An 18,821-nucleotide genomic window follows, 5' to 3' on the forward strand; every position below is an offset into this window, starting at 1 on the left:
ACCGTCAACCCATCACGCACAGCTTGACCTTTCTGCAGTTTGCATTTAAAGTTTGCGACTGCTATCAAATGCCCATATCTACAAATGAAAGCTAAAGATCGAGATACTCAAACTACTCCACAGAAAAATCCTACTCCAGATACCAACTCTTTCTTTGCAACTCTACTTGATGACTTTGAGAAGCTGAAAAGACATGCTAATGGAAATGCCGATGAGAATAATAGCAAAAGAACTCCATCTAAGCGAAAAAGCCCTATGGTGTCTGAGCCAACAAATAAATTTGCCGCTTTAGAGGAACAAGAGGCTATCAATGTAAAAACAAAGGCAAAATCAGTCACTGAAAGGTTTGAATTAAATACAGAGCAACAAACTGTTTGGGAATTAATCATAGATGGAATCAAACTGACTGATACAATTCAGTCCTGCGATCTTCCCTCTGATGATCCTCTAAGCAGCACAATGGTAAAAATGGTGCAGGTTCGCGCAGATGAAATACTTTCCGATACTAAAAAGTCTTGGCTCTTCAAAATTCTTGAAATTGCAATACATGCTAAACAAATGTCTTTTGGAAACTGTCAAGAGAAGGCATTTTTCGCCTTTGCTTACATGTTCAATCAACTTACAAAACAAAATGATTTAATCCATACACTTCGGCTAGCAACGTTCAATAACCATTTTATTTTAATTGTGAATGAAGAGTTCGTAATGGATCCATGGCTAAGCTCGGCTTTCCCTTTTGATCCACAAAATTCGATGCTCACTATCAACTTTGTGTTTGAAGGATTTGGTAACCTTATTAATTATTTTTCTGTTGACATGGCGGGTAATTGTATAGCTTTTCGTGTAAGACAAGGCCACGATAAAAGCATTGATTTTCAGTCCAGGAAAGAGTTTGGAGAATGTATATCTTGGCTTAATCGACAGAGTAAGCATTTCGCTGTTGACGAGTTAATTGAGTCTAGCGACAATCCTATGGTTCTTAAAATGCAAAAAGTGGCCCCTGGACAAACAATGATGCGACTGTTCTCTGCTTCAGAGCGTTTTTGGAGACCTGCTTTGCCAGATGAACGCTCTGAGTCGCCTATTGAGGATACAAATAGAACGAATTTACGACCCCCTACAACTAACTGAATTGTATAGATGCTCCTGTTTGTTGTGCATCAGTGTATTTACATTTGTCCATCTCACTCATCCCCCCACATCGATCGAAAGGATTTTTAAAGATACTTTGAGATGGAAGTAAATGACCACGTTTCAACGATATTTTTCTTACAATCTGCACCTTCGGAGTAAGCACTGTAGTGTCTGATTGATTTACTACAGGTTGTTCCTTCGCGGCGGATTCAACCCTTGGAGCAATAATGTGTATGCTCTTAAAGCCACTATCTGGTCCAAAGTAGGCCTCTCTATTTGAGTCTGTCATCGATCCTGTATAAATTTCCATGCATTGCTTTTGTTCGATTGACAACTCATCTAGACTAGATAAACAAGGAAGAAACTCAAATGATGAGGGTTCCGGAAGAAATAATTGAATATCAACCAATGGATAATCGGTGTCATTCTCTTTGTTGAATGCTGGTAAAAATACATTATTGTATTCAATGACTGCATCACAAAGACCATTCACAGACAATCCTTGAGTTAAAATGAGTTGGGTGTAGGGAACATGTTTTATAGCGGCGTTACACAATCTTTTTATGATCTTTTCTTTGACTAGCTTGGAATACTTTTCTTCTGTATCGCCCCGATACGTTAGTATGGTATGTATATCCTCAGAGCTCGAGTGCTTTTGTGTGGCATTATAGAAAGCAGAGAATTCGGAACCAGAGGGGTACACATCGAGAAGAATATCCACATAAGGTCGCCATTTTTGTTGTTCTTTCTGTTCAAGTATTGCCATTTCATCCCAGAACCCTTTGTATACAGGAAAAGTAGGGTATCCACAGGCTCGCATAAATCCGTTAATTAACCCATTAAAAAAATGAAAGGAAGTGAGCCATACTCCGATTCGTATAGCAATTGCATTGACAGAATAGGACTTTATATGTTCTCCTCTTGTAGGGTAATGGGTAATAATCGCTTTTCCTTTAATCTCTTCGGTTATTTTTTTTACTTTATTTATCGACTGTAGCTCCGTACTGCTTGCTACGATTAATGGTCTTTCTATTTGGTAAAGTAAGCCCATCTGAGAAAGCGCCTGTGATGGAGTCTCATCGGTTGTTCTGTTGCCTAAACCAAATGCAAATTTCTCTTTAAGTCTATCTAAAAAATAATCGTGATTTGTATATTCTGGTCTGTGGCCCAGTTCCGCTACTAAATCTTGGCGTGAAATAAAATGAGAGCATATAAAATTAGGATTACCTAGAGCGGCACTACTTGGCTTAAAATTAGGTGAGTTTTGTGAATCTTTTAGTATTTCTAGCTCTTCACCAGTTAGCGACTCCCCTTTTGACAACTTTTCTTTGATTACTCTGATTTTTGCATCAACTACTGCGGCCAATGAACTGACTCTATCATTGACCATTCCATCGTAAAGATGGTTCTGGTCATCTCGAACAAGAGAATAAATTTTATCTTGCGTCGGAATACTATCCCAAGCCTTTTCAACATCAACGCCCCAAGCAGCAAGCCATACTATTGGAGCTAAAATTGCATATACAAGTCCTGCTACAAGAATTCGAGCATACGTTAATGGACTCCACCAGTTAGCAGTTTGTAATTCAGGCACAATAAAACCAAACACGAGAAGAGGTAGCGAGCGAAATGACCGCTCGTTGTTTAGCTTAACTCGCATGGCCATTTTATGGAGTTTTGCTGCTGCTAGAGTTGCAACTGCACCTCCCAAGCACATTCCATCCAAGCAGATGTTTTCAGGTTTTGCTCCCAGAAAAATCAGGCGCTGCACCTGTGCCATGACATCATCAACCATGTTGTTTTCGGTCCAAACCATTCCTCGACTTAAATCAACGCCCCTGTAATTAAAGCTTATGGCTGTTGCACCTAATTTTGTCGCGGTGTAATTCAGATCCTTAATCCAAGAAATAAAATTTTGGTCTCGGGCAATACAGGTGAGAACAAATTTACGCTCAGACATTGGTTTATTGCATTCATCAGGACCATTTACTTGTGCCGAATCCAGCTCTGATCCATCCGCTGTTTTTAAAGTAAAAAACTCAATATTTGTTCTGCGTGGTGTTTGATAGGCTTCAGGGCCATATTTTTCATGCAACTGTTCAAACAGATAACCCCGCATCTTAGTATCTAAAAACTCTAAGCCTTTAAAATGGATGCGAGACCAGTCAAAGGTTTTATTCTTACAATGCTTTTGGGTTGAGTTACCCTTCAAAAGCTCATCGACTTCGTTGAGTAGCCAATCGATGTGTTTTTTATCTCGAGTTTTATCAAACTGCAGTCGACTTCGTAGGTCTGGTGTAATAAAAGGAAGTGCGGTTAAGGTATTGGTCAATTTGATTAAAACATCGTTAAACCATTTGTAGGGTGTCCTTGGTTTAAAATTAATAACAACGATATCTTGTTCTGGATTTGTACTTGTTTTAGTTAAATGGATATCGCGTTGTTGAGGTGCATTGCTTGGATTAAGAGCAATATGGGTGATGTTTCTTGCAAACAAAAACGAAATAATCCACCCTGGAATTTTAATAGGGATGGTGATTGTGTCCCACAAGTGTTCCCAAAATGACTTTTTATCTTTCTCAAGACTGTAGTAATTGTGTTTTATTTTCATTATCAGATCGTCAAAGTAAAAATATAGAAATTAAATCAAATGGATACAAACCAAGATATGAACAAATTTAGCGCATTGTAACATGGCTTAGATCATTTTTCTTCCAGTTTTTATTCGCTAGCAAAAACGAATTGATTCGTGGAAATGAATGCGTGAACTCTCAAATCGTCTGAGAATTTATAACTTTTATACCCTTGCTGTAAAATTCATCTTTAATTGTATTGAGCCTTTCTGAATCTAGTGCACAAGTTGCATTTTCAAGTAAGGTGCAGTTAAAACCTTCAGCAAAAGCATCTATAACCGTGAAATAGACACAAATGTCTGCACAAAGACCACAAAAATAAAGATCTTTTGCTCCCTTTTCATGCAAATACCCTGATAAACCGGTGCTTTTTAGATGAAAATTATCATAAAACCCGCTGTAACTGTCTATGTTAGGATTTGTTCCTTTTCTAAAAATAGCTTCAATTTTATTGGTATTCAATTGCTTATGGAACTCTGCTCCTTGGCTCCCTTGAACACAATGATCAGGCCAAAGTGTTTGCTCGTAGGCACCAACTTGAATAATCTCAAAGGGCTTCTTTCCCGGATGATTCGAGGCAAAACTCACATGATTGTCTGGATGCCAATCCTGCGTCGCCACAACCAAGTCAAAATGCTCTAATGATTCATTCACCACAGGAATAATAGTATCGCCATTCAAAACAGGGAGTGCTCCGTTTGGCATAAAATCATTTTGTAAATCTAAAATAATTAAAGTCTTCATACTTGCGATCTTTTATATTGAATTATCAGTTGGTCTCTTAACTGTTTAAGGTTAGTGCTGATGCCCACTTTATAAAGATGAGGATTCACAAAGCGCTTATATTCCCCAGGTAAATTATCAAAACAACGTTGGCTGAACTCCTTGAGCTCAACTAGAGATTGTCTAGGAAAAAGACGCTTTCCATTGGCCATCACTTTCTGTAATAACGGCTCGGCCTCAAATGATTTGATTGCAAAAGATTTCTCCTCTTCAAATGGATGGTGCATGACGTTAGAGTTCTTTTCAGAAACAAGCGTAATCATATCTGCTCCTTGGTAGGATCCATCCTTCTCCAGGATTCGCAGCACCTGTTTTTGTGATGGGAGTGTGATTTTCGCATACGTATCTGATAACTTAATACGTGGTTTCCCATCCAACAGGGCTAATTTATACACGCCATCCAGTGCACCATCAGGGGAGCCTATCGCTAAATTTGTGCCAACGCCAAATGCGTCAATAGGCGCCTCTTGCTCGATTAAATTTTTGATAACAAATTCATCCAACTGATTCGAGGCAATGATAGATACGTAAGGTAACCCTGCATCATCTAACATTTGTCGAGCTCTCTTGGCTAGCCATGCTAAATCTCCACTATCCAAGCGAATCCCTTTTAATTGGTGACCTCTTTTTTCCATTTGCTTTGCTACTTTTATTGCATTTGGAACCCCGCTAGTTAAAGTGCTGTAAGTATCAACCAACAACACGCAATGCTCAGGCCAACATTCGGCATAATCTTGAAATGCTTGCAGCTCAGACTCATAACTTTGAATGAATGAATGAGCCATAGTTCCTGAAACAGGGATTGCAAAATCTCTACCTGCCCTAACATTACTCGTGGCATTAAATCCTCCAACAATAGAGGCTCTACTTGCATAGTAGCCTCCAGGACCTTGTGCTCTTCGTAGTCCAAAATCGATTAAAGTACGATTTCCTGCAGCATCACGGATCCTTCTGGCTTTTGTTGCAATAAGCGTTTGAAAATTTAAAACGTTTAAGAGAATAGTTTCAATGATTTGTGCTTCAATAAGGTTGGCTTCAACACGAAGAACCGGACAAGTTGGAAATACTACGTTTCCCTCGAGTGTTGAGTAAATAGTTCCTTTAAATTGAAAGTGTTGTAAATAATTTAAAAACTCAGGATGAATCTCTTGTGATTGCAAAAACTCGATATCCTCGGGGTTAAATCGTAGGTTTTCTAAAATATCCAATACATCATCCAAACCAGAAAATACAGCATACCCTCCCTGGTAAGGAAGGGCTCGGAAAAAATAATCAAAAACAGCTGGCTTACGTTGAAACCCCTTCAAAAAGTACACCTGAGCCATAGACAATTGGTATTGATCGGTATACGTTCCAGTGAATTCAATCATGTAGTTCCTTTAAGGATAGCCTTAGCAACCCAATTAGTTTGGTTCACGTTTTTGTGAAACCAAGCACGATTCAAAATATAGGTTGCATAGTAACATAGAAGATTAATTTTGACTGTTGTGTATTTAAATTCAAACAAACTTGTAGTATTCTTATACACTTGTTTCTAAATATAAACCATCGCTCACAACCATTGGGAGATAAAATGCTTGAATTCTTAACTCTGATAACAGCAAGTATTTCTTTTGCTCAACAATCTCTGTTACCAAGCTTCCAATCGGTTAAAACACCCGTTTCAATAGAGAAACAAATTGCACCCACTCCCTCCAAAACAAACTCAGACGGTTTTGCAATTTCTCATAAAAGCATCGTTAATGAGACACTAAACACTATTGTTGCTGACAACATATGGCAAACCCTAAACCATCTAACGTCCTATCCTAATCGATCTGCTACCGAGCAGTCAGGACTTGACGCAGCGAAATGGTTAAAAACGACTTTTGAATCCATGGCTATCGACTATGATCGCAAAGACACTAAAGCATTTTTTGTGAATACTGGCTGGTACAAACAACCATCACTTGTCACTGTGATAGGAAAAGACCTCAAATCCTCTGCAATTATTATTGGCGCGCACATGGACACCCCCGATGGGAAAATGCCTGGTGCAGATGAGGGGAGTGGAGCTGCGATTATCATGGAAGCAGCGAGAGTACTTTTAGAGTCTAAAACGCAATTTAAGCACCCGATTTACATTGTGTGGTACGGAGCGGGAAACAGAGATTTTGCTGGGTCTCAATACGTTGTTCAGTATTTTGAAGACCATCTAATTCCAGTCAAAGCGGTCATTAACCTTGATAAAACAGGTTATCGCACCCACGCTGAAGATGCGACTATGTGGGTATATAATGATTTTACTGATATTAAACTAACAGAGTATATCCGCCAATTAATTAAGACTTATGTTCATGCCCCAGTAGATAGTTCCACTTGCAATTACAAATGCAGTGACCACGCTATTTGGAATGAACAAAAAATTTCTGTGGGATTTTCTAGCGAATCCAGTCTAAAAGAAATAAACCCCTATATCGGGACTTCTTCAGACACAATGGATTATCTGAATCTGGAACATATGACTAATTTTTGTAAATTAGCTTTGGCTTTTGCTATAGAATTAGCTTCCGATTAATTTTTTTACTCGACGGACAAAATTTGGGCCCGGATCCGTTTTGTCAGTTTGATAGTTTGGATCTTTCTCAAGCCATAACTTTGTGTTTTTAAAACGTAAATATTCGTTATGGCCAATCACGTATTTAATGCTGGGGTATTTTTTCTTAAGATAGCAAACAAGAAAAGCATTGGCCCTTGTTTGTTCTTTGGTTAGATCATCTTTACCCTCTACTCCCCCAACATTCTCGATTCCAATAGCATAATGATTTAACCCAATCACATGCCTAGCCATCCAATTATCTGGCATCAGTTGATATATTTTGCCGTCACGATCCACTAAATAATGACTTGAAACATTTAAATCTCCTGGCAGCTCTGTTCTCCTCGGAGAGTTTTTCGGCAAGGCTGCTGGGTAGAAAATTTTAAACGTCAATTTGAAGGACGAAATCATAGTCCAATGCAAAACTATCATTTTAGGTTCGATTTCGATTGAATCTGAGTCAATACCATAATGGGTACTTTGATACTGCTTGGAGAGTTCGATTCGTTTTTTATTGAATTGGATGGGTTTTTGATGAATAACTTGTGAGTCATTGCAAGAAAATGCATGCCCCAAAGTACTCAGGAATAGTAAAATAGCCAGTAGGATCGAATTCATGTTTTGGAGTATATCATAGACAGCAATTATTTCAGAAAAAGTTACATGACTATTTTTCAAAAAAATCAAACACTAAGACAATGGTTCTAAGGATATTCCTTTTTAGCAATAAATCTAACCTTGCCTTCCACTGGAAAAAATGACAGCATAGCGCCTCGTTTTATCTTTAGGAGATTTGTATGAAAAAGATCATGCTCGCAATTGGATTATGCTTCAGTATTATCACTAGTGCTTATGCTAACGATAATTCTCTTGACCAACTAAACTTAGAAGTTAAGAAAATTCTCGCCCAATTTGAAAATAACTTAACCGAAGCCAAATTAACATTCAGCAATATTGAAGTGGATAAGGAGCGGGCTAATAGCGTCGCTTTAAATGCATACTATAAAAAAATCGGTTCACAAAATATATTTGAATTAAAACTAGATAATTTAAGCTATAACTATGGTGATGGAACAGCCCCAACGACCATCATTAAAGCTGGAATTGGCTTTGATTTAACAAAAGTGCTTAGCCAAAGTGAATTGAATCAACTTATCCCTAATGCCTCTGAGTTTATAGAGAACATAGCAAAAGAATACACGGACTTATATGGTGATGCAGCATCCGTTAAGAGCGTTGTAACTTCTACATCAAAAGATGATGAAGATAATTACATAGGTATGACCGCATTAATCTCCGGCAAAATCGATCTCGATAAACTTCCAGAATACATCGAAAGAAACTCCGTATTCGCTACTGAAGCTGGAGTCTCTTTATCCTTTAATCTTAAACAAGGAATTTCTATAGAAGCATTTATTGTAAGCAATCCAGAATACATGGGCTTTGATGAAGATCAAGAAGGTCTGAAAGAGCTGTTGGATAAATTGCTTGCTCAAGATGAAGAGGGGCTTGAATTTATCAACGATTTGGCTACTCAACTTGATGGAATTGCATCTGAACTTGTAGAGTACTCAAATGACCTAAAAGCTAAATTTACCCAGTTCTTATCTAAATAAGTCGTTCTACAAAGGACAGTCCAAGACTGTCCTTTATCTCTTATTAGGTGGAGTGGGTTGATTAAAGAGCTCCACTGCACAATATTCCTGTTTTGTTATTTGGTTTAAATGGTTAAGTAATCACTAAATAAAGGAGTGGACTTCAAGAATTTATATCCAATAGAATACAAACCAAGATTCTTCTTTTCATAAAATTAGGAGCGACATTGAATGGATGCTGCGTATTGGTTGGTGTTTGGTTTTTCTATATGGACTCTGATTCTTTTATTGGGTATTGGGTTAAACCGTTTGATTTTGGTGTATGGATACCACCAAAAAGTCAGCTCTTTCAAAGCATCGTGTGAGGATGGTCCTACGTTCGCTCATCGTTTAGGAAGAGCTCACGCTAATTGTTATGAAAACTTACCCATTCTTTTAGGTGTCGTATTTTTTGCGTACGTAAGCAACCATGTTGCTGTTATAAATTGTGCTGCTTATGCATTCTTAGGACTTAGGATTGCGCAATCTGTCGTGCATCTAATTTCCACTCGCCCAAGAGCTGTGCTAATTCGCTTTCTATTATTTTGTTTTCAAATTGCAATAATGATTTATTGGATAATTCAGCTAATGTGGATAACAACTCATTAATGTTGATTTAGCGAATAACTCTATGAATTTATAAAAATTTTTAACTAAATTTGCATCGATTTGCTACAATAGCCTGCTAATGCTGAAATCCTTAGGTGGATTTCATTGGAGATACAGTAATTTGTTTCTTTCAAGGGGAATGATAAATGAAAAAAGTTATTGTTGTGACAGGTACCTCATCGGGTCTTGGGTTAAGTTTAGTCATTAAATTAGCAAGAGAGGGGCATTGCGTTTATGCAACCATGCGTAATCTAGCGAAACAAGACGCTTTAGCTAGTGCAGCAAGAGAGGCTGCTGTTACGATTCATATTAAACAACTCGACGTTCAATCTACATTAAGTGTTGAAAAATGCATGTCCGAGATTATCAATGAACAGGGAAAAATTGATTGTTTAATTAATAATGCCGGGATGGGTTTTATTAAGACCACCGAACAAGCTACCGAAGAAGAAATTCAGCGCATCATGAACACCAATTTCATGGGGGTTGTGCGTTGTGTCAAATCTGTTTTACCGTATATGCGCAAAGCAAGACAGGGACACATCATTAACGTTTCATCCGTAGGTGGATTGGTAGGTCAACCACTTAATGAAATTTATTGCGCATCGAAATTTGCCATCGAAGGGTATACAGAAAGTATGGCAACATACATTCAACCTACCTTTAATGTTAAATTTACTTTAGTTGAGCCGGGAGGCATCGCATCTGAGTTTGCAAACAACCTTCTAGCAGAATTCGAAGCCACTAAACCAACCGAAGCTGACGAATACACCCCTATTTTGCAAAAGTATCTGCATGGCGCTAAAGAACGTTTAGCATCAGGGCATGTAGGTTCAATTTATCAAAAGTCGAGTGAAGTAGCTGATTGTATAGTGGATGTCGTGAACAGCAAAAAACCTCCTCTACGCATTAGAAGCTCTGATTGGGCCAATGATTTCTGTCACATGAAAACACTTGGCGATCCTGATGGCACACTATTAGCCAAAAAAATACATGATATGTTCTTATAATAATCTACCCCCCTCAACCCCATGTTTTATCTGAAAAAGAGGGGGCCTTACATAAGGTATAAGTTGAAACGATTAGCTACACAGTATTTCGAATTAATCTCTTGTTTATTCCTTTGACATAAAAACCATACTTTGTTAATTTGAGATCCTGATAGATCAAATTAAACTCATTTGATCTCAAATGATTACTCCTGATTTTTAGGGATGAGAATTCTATGACTATATTATCCTTGCACGTAATTCATCTTTATGAGTATCAAAAACCAGAGAGCGACAAATGTCCTGTGGAGAAATTAAAATCTGAGCTGAATCCTTTAGTTCTTTCAACTTGCATGCGACATATTTATATTTTTTCCTCCGAGCAATTAACTGGGAAGGAACAAAAGCTTGAGGAATTATTAAAAGCCATTTCAACTCCACAGCCATATCGCAAAATACCCCATTGCGAACATCTTCAGGGAAATGCAGCCTATCAATTTTTGCTTTATTGGCTTATAGGTGGCAAAAACCCAAAAAAACAGTTTTCAGACGAACGCGTTTTAGGGGAATTCAGAAAAACCTGTGAGTCTTATAAAACCACTAAATCAGAGAATAAAAGAGCCGCTTGGGAAGCAAATAAATATCCAATGCTTGCATTAGAAGCCGATGGAAAGCATTTACTACAGCTTACCAATAGATTGAGCCAATGCATGATTAATGAGAAAATTGCTCTGTTGGAAGACGCATGTAAAAATTGCACTTGGGCGCGTTCTGTTTTAATCATGAACATTACTGCCCCACTGGATTATGAAATGTTTACTTGCTATGAGGAAATGCTGAGGGGTTTCTTGACCTTATTGCAAGCAAAAAAATCAAACATTCACAAAGAGTTAGCCAAGCTGTCTGAGAATGAATCGGAATTTGGATTTTTTTTCTCAGAGAATCCCAAAAAACTCTGCTTGGAGCAAAAACTATCAGATATAGTCCGATACATCCTCTTTATCACTGATGAATTACAACACCATGAAAAACCTATTCAATCGAACACAATAGGAGTAGTTTAACACCCACTTTAACTGGTCGTTCCAACCCAGAATGGAACGACAAGATTTGCTATCTGTTGTATCAATCGCAGATAATAGTCTCATTCTACTCACTTAGTGGGGTTTTACGTAAGTCCTGTAAGTACTTTAACACTAATTTAAGTATAGGTGGAACAAGCCCAATGAACATCTGGATTGACGGAGATGCCTGCCCTAAGGCAATTAAACAAATTTTATTTCGTGCCGCTCAAAAACGCTCTGTAAGCGTAATTATTGTTGCAAATCACTTAGCGACTATCCCTGCATCTCCATTTATTAAAAGAGTTCTGGTTGAACATGGCTTTGATAGTGCTGATAATTACATCGTTTCAAAAGCAGAACGCCAAGATCTGGTGATTACCGCTGATATTATTCTAGCTGATCTCATTATCGCCAAACATGCTATTGCTCTTAGCCCACGAGGTACCCTTTACTCCGCAAACAACATCAAACAAATTTTAACCATGCGAAATCTAAACGAGTCCCTCAGAGAAAGTGGAATGATTCGAGGAGGCCCAGATTCACTCAGTGCTAAAGAAATTCAAACATTCTCCAATCACTTGGATCGCATTATCACCCAGAATCACCGATAGTTTCTTTACCCAAAACAGGCAAAATAAGGTTGATTTACTATCCATCAAATGCTCGTCTTTACAGTCATCCGTTCAGATTAAAAACAACTCAAAAAGAACTCCTATTACTTAAGCACTGCAATAACTCCTCAATTTGGATCAATTATTCCATTAAAAATTTACATGTAAAAAAAATAATTTTATCAATGAAAGCCCCATGATTTAATGCATCCATCGTTAGGTATTGCATGGAAAAAAACCAATATCCTACGAAGATAGCAAGTAATTTTATGGAAATTATCAAGGAGACAATGATGTTAGTATCTATGCTAAAAGCTAAAATCCACCGCGCAACCATTACAGAAGCCAATTTGAATTATATAGGTAGCATTACCATAGATGAAAATTTGCTGCTGGAAAGTGGAATTAGGGAAAACGAGAAAGTTCAAGTTGTAAATATCAACAATGGAAGTCGGTTTGAAACCTATGCCATCAAAGGAAAGAAAGGTGAGGGTCAGATCTGTGTTAATGGTGCAGCAGCTCGCTTAGTCAATGAAGGCGATAAAATCATCATCATTAGCTACTGCCAACTCGAAGAAATCAAAGCAACTTCACACATACCAACAGTCATTTTTATGAATGACAACAATACGATTCATAGCAAGTCCAGCAAGGAAGTTTGCAATGCGGTTTTTATGAATTAGAAACATCAAGTCCAAATCATGAAATGAATCAAAATTGAAAATGAACAAGGAACCTATTATGGAAAATAAAATGGAACAAAAAATCAGTTTAATCTTTGGTGGAACTTCTGCAGAACGAGATCTCTCGTTAAGAACGTTTCATAGTGTCTACTCAGAACTCCAAAAATTCAAAGCAGATAGAAATTTGTACCAGCATATTTATTATATTAATGAAGCCGGACAGGTGATTAAAAAAACGGTGAATTTTGATAAAGGCCCCGATTTCTATATTTCGAGTAAAGGAAAACGATTAAGTATTGGTGAAACAATCCATGAAATTGAGAAAAATGATGAGTTTGTGTTCTCCCTACTCTATGGTCTTTATGGTGAAGATGGACACTATCAAGGCATTGCCAAAACCCTCAATATAAAAAGCTCCTTTGGCTCAGTTTTATCTTGTAGCTTGAGCAAAAGTAAATTTCATTGTTCTAAATACATTGAGTCAAGGTATCCTGAGTTAGAGCCCATTCCCTGTATTGCTATTCGAGCCCAAGATGTTGATTCTTTAGAAGATAAACTAGCCCCATTTTATAACCAAGAGCTTGTCATTAAACCCAATTCATTGGGAACCAGTATGTTTGCTGAGCGAATTTTAATGAATGATGGAACAATACATGCCATTCAAACGCTGATCTTGGATATATTGAAATACGATGAGATTGCCCTTGTGCAAAAATACATCGCAGGTGAAGAATATTCTTGTGGTTGTATTGAAAACTCCGATTCAGTGGAAGTTTTACCACTAATTCTGGTCAGAACTAAAGACGGATTCTTTGGTAGAAAAGAAAAATTAAGCAAAATTGGAGTAAGTGAACGCATCATCCCTGCTCAATACAATAGTTATACAGAGATAATAGCCAGTATTTCTCAGCAAATCTTTTCCGATTTGATGTTTGAGAACATGTGCCGCTTTGATTTTATTGTATCCAATGGCAGGATTTATTTTTTGGAAGCAAACTCCTTACCAGGTCTAAGTAGCGCCAGCTTTTTCCCGAAAATGCTCAAGGAAATTAATATGACCATTAGCGATTTAATTAAATTGACCTATCAAAATAGTTTGAAAAAATGTCCTAGAGAAACCCACATTAACCACCTGAAATGCTTAGGAGGTGCAGCATGAAATGCATCGGATTAGTTGGTGGTGTTAGTTGGGCTTCAACTTTGGAGTACTACAAAAGACTTAATTTAATTATTAATAAAGAAAAAGGTAAAAATCATTCTGCGAAAATCATTCTTTACAGTTTTGATTTTGAAGAAATACTTCAATTTCAGAAAAACAATAATGAAGTTATGGAGTTGAGACTTCTAGAGGAAAAAATCAACTTACTGGACAAAGCAGGATCTGACGTTATTGCGGTTTGTTCAAACACAACCAATAAATTAGTCGAACGTTTGCAAAAATCGTCCTATAAGAAATTAATTAATGTCATTGATGCAACAGGAAACCATGTGAGAAATCAAGGAATTAAGAAAGTGGGTCTTCTTGGCACCAAATACACCATGGAGTTTGATTTTTATAAACGCAAGCTCGCTAAGAAAGGGATAGAGGTCATTACCCCTGATCTACAGGATAGAGACATACTCCAGGGAATAATCTACGAGGAATTATGCAAAGGGATCGTCATGAAATCATCACGAGCCAAGGTTCTAGAAATTATTAATCGGCTTGCGGATATTCATGCTCTGAATAGCATTATTCTCGGATGTACCGAGTTACCTCTGCTCATATCAAAAGAAGATGTGGAATTTCAGCTGTTCGATACAATTGATATTCATATTCAAGCAATCTTAAAAAAGATTAATTTCTCAACGCAGTATCACTAATTAGCCACAGTCATCGTTTCAATCAGTTGAAACGATGACCATCGCAAACTCAAAAATATTAGATTTACGGAGTTTTTCAGCTTGTTTGTAGCAAAAGGAGTTTTAAATGAATATTGAAAACACAGCCCCTATTACTAAAATTGTTTGGTGCTTGCTGATAGGGATTATGTGCACCAACGCAGCACAATTTATTAGCATGCCTTTTTTGGCTTTATTTCTTCTCAAAAAAAAATATTCTCTATGGTTAAGTGGTTTAGTTATTGGTGCCGCACCCTTTTCCTCCATGTTTGGCGGGTTTTTAGGAGGACAATTATCCGATGTTTATGGTCGAATCGCTCTCTTAACATCCTCCCTATTTGCAACAGCATTTATTTTTTGTGCCTTCTACTTTGCCTGTCAGATTGAGGAAAAAACCATCCAACTCGTATGGTTACTCATCATTAACTTTTCCTTTGGCTTATTCTCGTCTTTTTTCCAACCAACAGTAATGGCTCTCTTAAGTGATCTATTGCAACCCCAAAACCGCGAACGGATTTACCAATATCGTTATGCCGCAGTGAATATTGGTGCAGTACTGGGTCCCTTAGCAGGAATTTATTTAGGATTGACTCTTTCCCCTAACTCCTTTATCTATGGTGGGGCTGTTTATTTCATCTATGGAGTTGTCCTACACTTTCTATTAACGCAAAATAAAAGATGCATCATTCAAAGACAACAAAAGTGCATATCTATCCATGCCTCACTGAAAGCACTCTTAAAAGACACACGACTGCTAAATTTTATTTTATTCAATTTGCTCTTCGCAATAAGCTATTCGCAAATAAATTCCACTCTTGCACAATTTATCTCGCAACAAATAGGTAATGGAGCACAAGTCTATGCCATGACCATTGCACTTAATGCGTTGATTGTTTTAATAGGGCAAACACCTGTTTATTTAGTCACTCAATCGATACCAAAAAACAAATCTATATTGTATGGATGCCTGATTTTTTCTCTTGGTTTCTTAGGATTAGCATTTTCTGGTAGCTCTTCGCTAAGTTATTATTTTTCAATAATTATCATAACTTTAGGTGAGTTACTCATCTATCCTCTTGCTTCAAAATTTATAGATGATATCGCCCCAGCTCATTTACGTGGAACGTATTTTGGCGCCCTCACATTTAGGGAATTAGGCTTAGCTTTAGGTCCATTTTTAGGGGGACTAGTTCTGCAATTTATTGGAGGCAAGTTTTTGTTCATCTCAATGGGCATTTTAGCCATTGCCTCTTATTACTACATTGTTTTATGTGAACAAGCCAAACAGCGATTTACATACAACTTGGTAAATATTTAATTTAAAGGAGTAAAAAATAACATGACCAAATCTATCCTATTCGTCAATCTTTCTGACGAAAGTAATTTAATAAAAATAAACACCGCTAAAAAATTAGGCCATCGAATTTTTCTAGTTGCGCCTGAGCTACCCTATTGGGCTGCACCTCAGATAGACAAATTTATACAAGCGGACACGACGAAGTTCTCAGATACGCTAGACAAACTTCATAAAGAATGCAAATACGACCCGTTTCATGGAGTAATCACTATTTTGGATAAAAGCGTGGAGCTAGTTGCCACAATTGCAGAGGAATTCAATTTACCAGGAAGCTCCTTAATTGCTGCAACTACTGTTAAACATAAATACAAAATGAGAGAGGCTCTCCAAAAAAATCAAGTTGCTCACCCCAAGTTTTTGTTTGTTAAAACATTAGAAGACTTGCAAATCGCTGCTGATTATATAGGGTATCCCATGATCTTTAAGCCTGTTGCGGCATCAACCAGTGTTGCTGTGTTTAAACTCAATAATAAAGAAGAGCTTGAGCAAAAATTCCAGGCAATGATCCAGTGTCAACGCACACCATTCTGGCTCTATCCAGATGAATACATTGCTGAAGAATTCATGCAAGGACAAGAAGTAAGTGCCGAAGGAATTATCAATCAAGGAAAAATTCATTTCGCTGGCATTACCAGTAAATTTGTTGATAGCCCCGGATTTACAGAATGGATGCAATGTTTTCCTGCGTCATTAAGCCTAGAACAGAATCAACAAGTGTTCAACGTGGTCGAAAAAGCCATTCATGCAGTCGGAATTGATGATTGTGCATTCCACGTTGAAGTCATGATCACTGCAGACGGACCCAAAATAGTGGAAATCAACTCTCGGATGGCTGGTTCATTTATTGCAAGCCATTTGGTCCCGCTAGCCTCAGGCATTGATCTTGTAAAGCTTAGTATTCAAACGGCTTTGGGTGAACCCATTGAAATGATGCCTTCAAAACTAAAGTTTGCTTGTGAACGAAACCTCTACGCGAAAGAAAACGGTACAATCGCTGATTGGTTAAATACGGAAGGAATTCTTGATCTAGCAGGAGTCAAAGAGTTCAAAGTCCTAAGGGCAGTTAGAGAGTATGTCTCCGTTCCACCTGAAGGCTATAACAACCTGCTTTGTGCAGTGGTTACTGAAGCAGAGAGCTTTGATAGTGCCATTGAACTAGCTAGGGATGCATTGCACAACGTACGGTGTATTATGACTGGGGTTAGTGTTTAGCACTTGGGGGACTGTTTGGGGACGGACCCCACTAGGGTCTGTCCCCAAACAGTCCAAGCAGTCCTACAATTCATCCCTATGATCATCCTCTTCATCATTCATGGCTATTGAAGATTGACTTCCAGGGAGCTTTCGTAACTCATTAGCCCACTCCCCCAGATCAATGAGTTTACATCGACCTGAGCAAAATGGTTTATACTGATTTCCCTTTTGCCATGTATTCTTTTTGCCACAAATTGGGCAGGAAGTTTTTATTTCTTTATTCATCATTGTTTTCTTTATTGAGTTGTGATGGACATAAAATCACTGCATTCAGTGCCCTAGACTATCCTTCTGGTAATTGCCAATTAATAGGCTTCATGCCTTCTTTTTCTAAAATTTTATTAATCGTTGAAAAATGCTTGTTCCCTAAAAATCCTTGGTGAGCAGAAAAAGGCGAGGGATGAGCTGACTTCAAGACATAATGGCGTTTTTCATCAATAATTTGTCCCTTACGTTGTGCATGATTTCCCCACAACACAAAGACAACTGGCTTTTGCCTTGTATTTAGCTTTTGAATGACTTGATCGGTAAAATGTTCCCAGCCCTTGCCTTGATGTGAACCTGCTTTTCCTTGTTCAACTGTTAATACGGTATTTAAAAGCAATACTCCCTGTTTAGCCCAGGGCTCTAAATAACCATGATTAACTGGGTTGATGTTTAGATCTTGTTTAAGCTCTTTATAGATATTCACCAAGGATGGAGGGGCTTTAACTCCTGGCATTACAGAAAAACACAACCCATGGGCTTGGTTGGGTCCATGATAGGGGTCTTGGCCTAAAATAACGACCTTAACCTCATCAAACGGCGTTAAGCTAAATGCATTAAATATTAGGCTTCCTTTAGGATAAATCACTTTTCCAGCTTGCTTTTCTTGCACTAAAAAATCCTTTAACTCCTGCATATAGGGTTTGTCAAACTCTTCAGCTAATTGCTTTTTCCAGCTCGTTTCCATTTTAATATCGGTATCATTCATACTTTTTACCACATGGTTTGTAGGTGTTAACAAAAGCATTGAGGGGATGGACCCCAGTGGGGTCTTAACTAGAGCTTTGAGGGGACGGACCCCAGTGGGGTCCGTCCCCAATTACTTCACCCTCAATTTTATAATTCATGATAAACTTAATACAATACAACTGACAGGTATACTGCCATGAATAGTCTAAAAATTAGAAGCATTTTATTCAGTCTCGCTCTACTTTTTCCGGGTTTTGGTTTAGCTGATACGCATCGTGATAGCGTTACAAAACAAGAAGTCAATGGTACATTTACCATGCATTTTCCTGATCCCTATAAAGATGAGGCCAACACCCTAACAGTGAAAGCCCTCGGAGGAGGAAAGATTAACGTCTCTTTTGAGCTCATTTATCCCTATAAAGTCAATGGAGAGCTTCTGGCTAATACTGGGGAACTATCTGGCGTTGCCAAGATTGAGGGAGATACTGCGGTATATCAATCTTCAGAGTTTGGTGAATGCACCATCACCATTACCTTTGTTAAACCTGGGATGTTAACGGTTAAACAAGATGGCTCTGATGCTGATTGTGGCTTTGGCCATAATGTCACTGCAGACGGCACCTATTATAAATAGGACATAAGAACACGCCCCTCTAT

The 18,821-nt window shown here is 37.9% G+C and carries 19 protein-coding genes; 13 read left to right on the top strand and 6 right to left on the bottom strand.

Features of this window, described 5'->3' with window-relative positions; all coding sequences use genetic code 11:
- Positions 1 to 84 precede the first annotated feature (84 nt).
- On the top strand, positions 85 to 1,131 hold the full coding sequence (gene ceg10 / locus Lwal_RS07390; protein WP_058480175.1) for a Ceg14 family Dot/Icm T4SS effector: 1,047 nt from the start codon (positions 85 to 87) through the stop codon (positions 1,129 to 1,131).
- Here the strand turns inward: ceg10 and Lwal_RS07395 are convergent.
- The 3 genes from Lwal_RS07395 to Lwal_RS07405 all read right to left on the bottom strand — a co-directional run bounded on the left by Lwal_RS07395 (position 1,124) and on the right by Lwal_RS07405 (position 5,920).
- Entirely contained in the window at positions 1,124 to 3,745 is a 2,622-nt protein-coding gene (locus Lwal_RS07395; protein ID WP_058480176.1) for an alpha/beta hydrolase family protein, read from the bottom strand. The genes ceg10 and Lwal_RS07395 overlap by 8 nt on opposite strands.
- A gap of 160 nt (positions 3,746 to 3,905) precedes the next feature.
- Positions 3,906 to 4,511 (bottom strand): bifunctional nicotinamidase/pyrazinamidase, encoded by a 606-nt coding sequence (gene pncA / locus Lwal_RS07400; protein WP_058480177.1) that lies wholly within the window; start codon positions 4,509 to 4,511, stop codon positions 3,906 to 3,908.
- Entirely contained in the window at positions 4,508 to 5,920 is a 1,413-nt protein-coding gene (locus Lwal_RS07405) for a nicotinate phosphoribosyltransferase (protein WP_058480178.1), read from the bottom strand. The genes pncA and Lwal_RS07405 overlap by 4 nt, the downstream gene beginning before the upstream one ends.
- 203 nt (positions 5,921 to 6,123) lie before the next feature.
- Here Lwal_RS07405 and Lwal_RS07410 point away from each other — a divergent pair, with 203 nt between their 5' ends.
- The gene (locus tag Lwal_RS07410) at positions 6,124 to 7,107 is read left to right on the top strand and encodes a M28 family peptidase (RefSeq protein WP_058480179.1); all 984 of its coding nucleotides are present in this window, start codon (positions 6,124 to 6,126) and stop codon (positions 7,105 to 7,107) included.
- On the opposite strand, the gene Lwal_RS07415 is transcribed toward Lwal_RS07410, so the two are convergent.
- Positions 7,093 to 7,746 carry an N-acetylmuramoyl-L-alanine amidase gene (locus Lwal_RS07415; protein WP_058480225.1) on the bottom strand — a complete coding sequence of 218 codons (654 nt, stop codon included), beginning with the start codon at positions 7,744 to 7,746 and terminating at the stop codon, positions 7,093 to 7,095. The genes Lwal_RS07410 and Lwal_RS07415 overlap by 15 nt on opposite strands.
- Positions 7,747 to 7,925: 179 nt before the next feature.
- On the opposite strand from Lwal_RS07415, the gene Lwal_RS07420 reads away from it, so the two are divergent.
- The 10 genes from Lwal_RS07420 (at position 7,926) to Lwal_RS07465 (ending at position 17,168) form a co-directional block, all read left to right on the top strand.
- A complete protein-coding gene (locus Lwal_RS07420) occupies positions 7,926 to 8,744 on the top strand; it encodes a hypothetical protein (protein WP_058480180.1) in 819 nt (272 codons plus the stop codon).
- A 210-nt stretch (positions 8,745 to 8,954) separates the two neighbouring features.
- Complete coding sequence (locus Lwal_RS07425; protein WP_058480181.1) at positions 8,955 to 9,371, top strand: MAPEG family protein; 417 nt, start codon at positions 8,955 to 8,957, stop codon at positions 9,369 to 9,371.
- A gap of 146 nt (positions 9,372 to 9,517) precedes the next feature.
- A complete protein-coding gene (locus Lwal_RS07430; RefSeq protein ID WP_058480182.1) occupies positions 9,518 to 10,381 on the top strand; it encodes an SDR family oxidoreductase in 864 nt (287 codons plus the stop codon).
- Between the two features lie 215 nt (positions 10,382 to 10,596).
- Complete coding sequence (locus tag Lwal_RS07435; RefSeq protein WP_058480183.1) at positions 10,597 to 11,424, top strand: hypothetical protein; 828 nt, start codon at positions 10,597 to 10,599, stop codon at positions 11,422 to 11,424.
- Positions 11,425 to 11,585: 161 nt separating this feature from the next.
- Entirely contained in the window at positions 11,586 to 12,035 is a 450-nt protein-coding gene (locus tag Lwal_RS07440; protein WP_058480184.1) for a YaiI/YqxD family protein, read from the top strand.
- A 293-nt stretch (positions 12,036 to 12,328) separates the two neighbouring features.
- Positions 12,329 to 12,718, top strand: a complete 390-nt coding sequence (gene panD / locus Lwal_RS07445; RefSeq protein WP_058480185.1) for an aspartate 1-decarboxylase — start codon at positions 12,329 to 12,331, stop codon at positions 12,716 to 12,718.
- Positions 12,719 to 12,776: 58 nt separating this feature from the next.
- Positions 12,777 to 13,877 (top strand): D-alanine--D-alanine ligase family protein, encoded by a 1,101-nt coding sequence (locus Lwal_RS07450; RefSeq protein WP_058480186.1) that lies wholly within the window; start codon positions 12,777 to 12,779, stop codon positions 13,875 to 13,877.
- The gene (locus tag Lwal_RS07455) at positions 13,874 to 14,581 is read left to right on the top strand and encodes an aspartate/glutamate racemase family protein (protein ID WP_058480187.1); all 708 of its coding nucleotides are present in this window, start codon (positions 13,874 to 13,876) and stop codon (positions 14,579 to 14,581) included. The genes Lwal_RS07450 and Lwal_RS07455 overlap by 4 nt, the downstream gene beginning before the upstream one ends.
- Before the next feature lie 106 nt (positions 14,582 to 14,687).
- On the top strand, positions 14,688 to 15,917 hold the full coding sequence (locus tag Lwal_RS07460; protein WP_058480188.1) for an MFS transporter: 1,230 nt from the start codon (positions 14,688 to 14,690) through the stop codon (positions 15,915 to 15,917).
- A gap of 21 nt (positions 15,918 to 15,938) precedes the next feature.
- On the top strand, positions 15,939 to 17,168 hold the full coding sequence (locus Lwal_RS07465) for an ATP-grasp domain-containing protein (RefSeq protein WP_058480189.1): 1,230 nt from the start codon (positions 15,939 to 15,941) through the stop codon (positions 17,166 to 17,168).
- A gap of 63 nt (positions 17,169 to 17,231) precedes the next feature.
- On the opposite strand, the gene Lwal_RS07470 is transcribed toward Lwal_RS07465, so the two are convergent.
- A complete protein-coding gene (locus Lwal_RS07470; RefSeq protein ID WP_058480190.1) occupies positions 17,232 to 17,435 on the bottom strand; it encodes a DNA gyrase inhibitor YacG in 204 nt (67 codons plus the stop codon).
- 58 nt (positions 17,436 to 17,493) lie between these two features.
- Positions 17,494 to 18,183, bottom strand: a complete 690-nt coding sequence (gene ung / locus Lwal_RS07475; RefSeq protein ID WP_058480226.1) for a uracil-DNA glycosylase — start codon at positions 18,181 to 18,183, stop codon at positions 17,494 to 17,496.
- Between the two features lie 177 nt (positions 18,184 to 18,360).
- Here ung and Lwal_RS07480 point away from each other — a divergent pair, with 177 nt between their 5' ends.
- On the top strand, positions 18,361 to 18,798 hold the full coding sequence (locus tag Lwal_RS07480; protein ID WP_231951009.1) for a hypothetical protein: 438 nt from the start codon (positions 18,361 to 18,363) through the stop codon (positions 18,796 to 18,798).
- Positions 18,799 to 18,821: the final 23 nt, after the last annotated feature.

Origin of the sequence: Legionella waltersii (assembly GCF_001468085.1) — a bacterium.
GTDB classification, from domain to species: Bacteria; Pseudomonadota; Gammaproteobacteria; order Legionellales; family Legionellaceae; genus Legionella; species Legionella waltersii.

What these genes read in the sequence shown, in the direction of transcription:
- ceg10 (WP_058480175.1), top strand. Translation starts at nt 85, where the DNA reads ATGAAAGCTAAAGATCGAGATACTCAAACTACTCCACAGAAAAATCCT.
- Lwal_RS07395 (WP_058480176.1), bottom strand. Translation starts at nt 3,745, where the DNA reads ATGAAAATAAAACACAATTACTACAGTCTTGAGAAAGATAAAAAGTCA.
- pncA (WP_058480177.1), bottom strand. Translation starts at nt 4,511, where the DNA reads ATGAAGACTTTAATTATTTTAGATTTACAAAATGATTTTATGCCAAAC.
- Lwal_RS07405 (WP_058480178.1), bottom strand. Translation starts at nt 5,920, where the DNA reads ATGATTGAATTCACTGGAACGTATACCGATCAATACCAATTGTCTATG.
- Lwal_RS07410 (WP_058480179.1), top strand. Translation starts at nt 6,124, where the DNA reads ATGCTTGAATTCTTAACTCTGATAACAGCAAGTATTTCTTTTGCTCAA.
- Lwal_RS07415 (WP_058480225.1), bottom strand. Translation starts at nt 7,746, where the DNA reads ATGAATTCGATCCTACTGGCTATTTTACTATTCCTGAGTACTTTGGGG.
- Lwal_RS07420 (WP_058480180.1), top strand. Translation starts at nt 7,926, where the DNA reads ATGAAAAAGATCATGCTCGCAATTGGATTATGCTTCAGTATTATCACT.
- Lwal_RS07425 (WP_058480181.1), top strand. Translation starts at nt 8,955, where the DNA reads ATGGATGCTGCGTATTGGTTGGTGTTTGGTTTTTCTATATGGACTCTG.
- Lwal_RS07430 (WP_058480182.1), top strand. Translation starts at nt 9,518, where the DNA reads ATGAAAAAAGTTATTGTTGTGACAGGTACCTCATCGGGTCTTGGGTTA.
- Lwal_RS07435 (WP_058480183.1), top strand. Translation starts at nt 10,597, where the DNA reads ATGACTATATTATCCTTGCACGTAATTCATCTTTATGAGTATCAAAAA.
- Lwal_RS07440 (WP_058480184.1), top strand. Translation starts at nt 11,586, where the DNA reads ATGAACATCTGGATTGACGGAGATGCCTGCCCTAAGGCAATTAAACAA.
- panD (WP_058480185.1), top strand. Translation starts at nt 12,329, where the DNA reads ATGTTAGTATCTATGCTAAAAGCTAAAATCCACCGCGCAACCATTACA.
- Lwal_RS07450 (WP_058480186.1), top strand. Translation starts at nt 12,777, where the DNA reads ATGGAAAATAAAATGGAACAAAAAATCAGTTTAATCTTTGGTGGAACT.
- Lwal_RS07455 (WP_058480187.1), top strand. Translation starts at nt 13,874, where the DNA reads ATGAAATGCATCGGATTAGTTGGTGGTGTTAGTTGGGCTTCAACTTTG.
- Lwal_RS07460 (WP_058480188.1), top strand. Translation starts at nt 14,688, where the DNA reads ATGAATATTGAAAACACAGCCCCTATTACTAAAATTGTTTGGTGCTTG.
- Lwal_RS07465 (WP_058480189.1), top strand. Translation starts at nt 15,939, where the DNA reads ATGACCAAATCTATCCTATTCGTCAATCTTTCTGACGAAAGTAATTTA.
- Lwal_RS07470 (WP_058480190.1), bottom strand. Translation starts at nt 17,435, where the DNA reads ATGAATAAAGAAATAAAAACTTCCTGCCCAATTTGTGGCAAAAAGAAT.
- ung (WP_058480226.1), bottom strand. Translation starts at nt 18,183, where the DNA reads ATGAATGATACCGATATTAAAATGGAAACGAGCTGGAAAAAGCAATTA.
- Lwal_RS07480 (WP_231951009.1), top strand. Translation starts at nt 18,361, where the DNA reads ATGAATAGTCTAAAAATTAGAAGCATTTTATTCAGTCTCGCTCTACTT.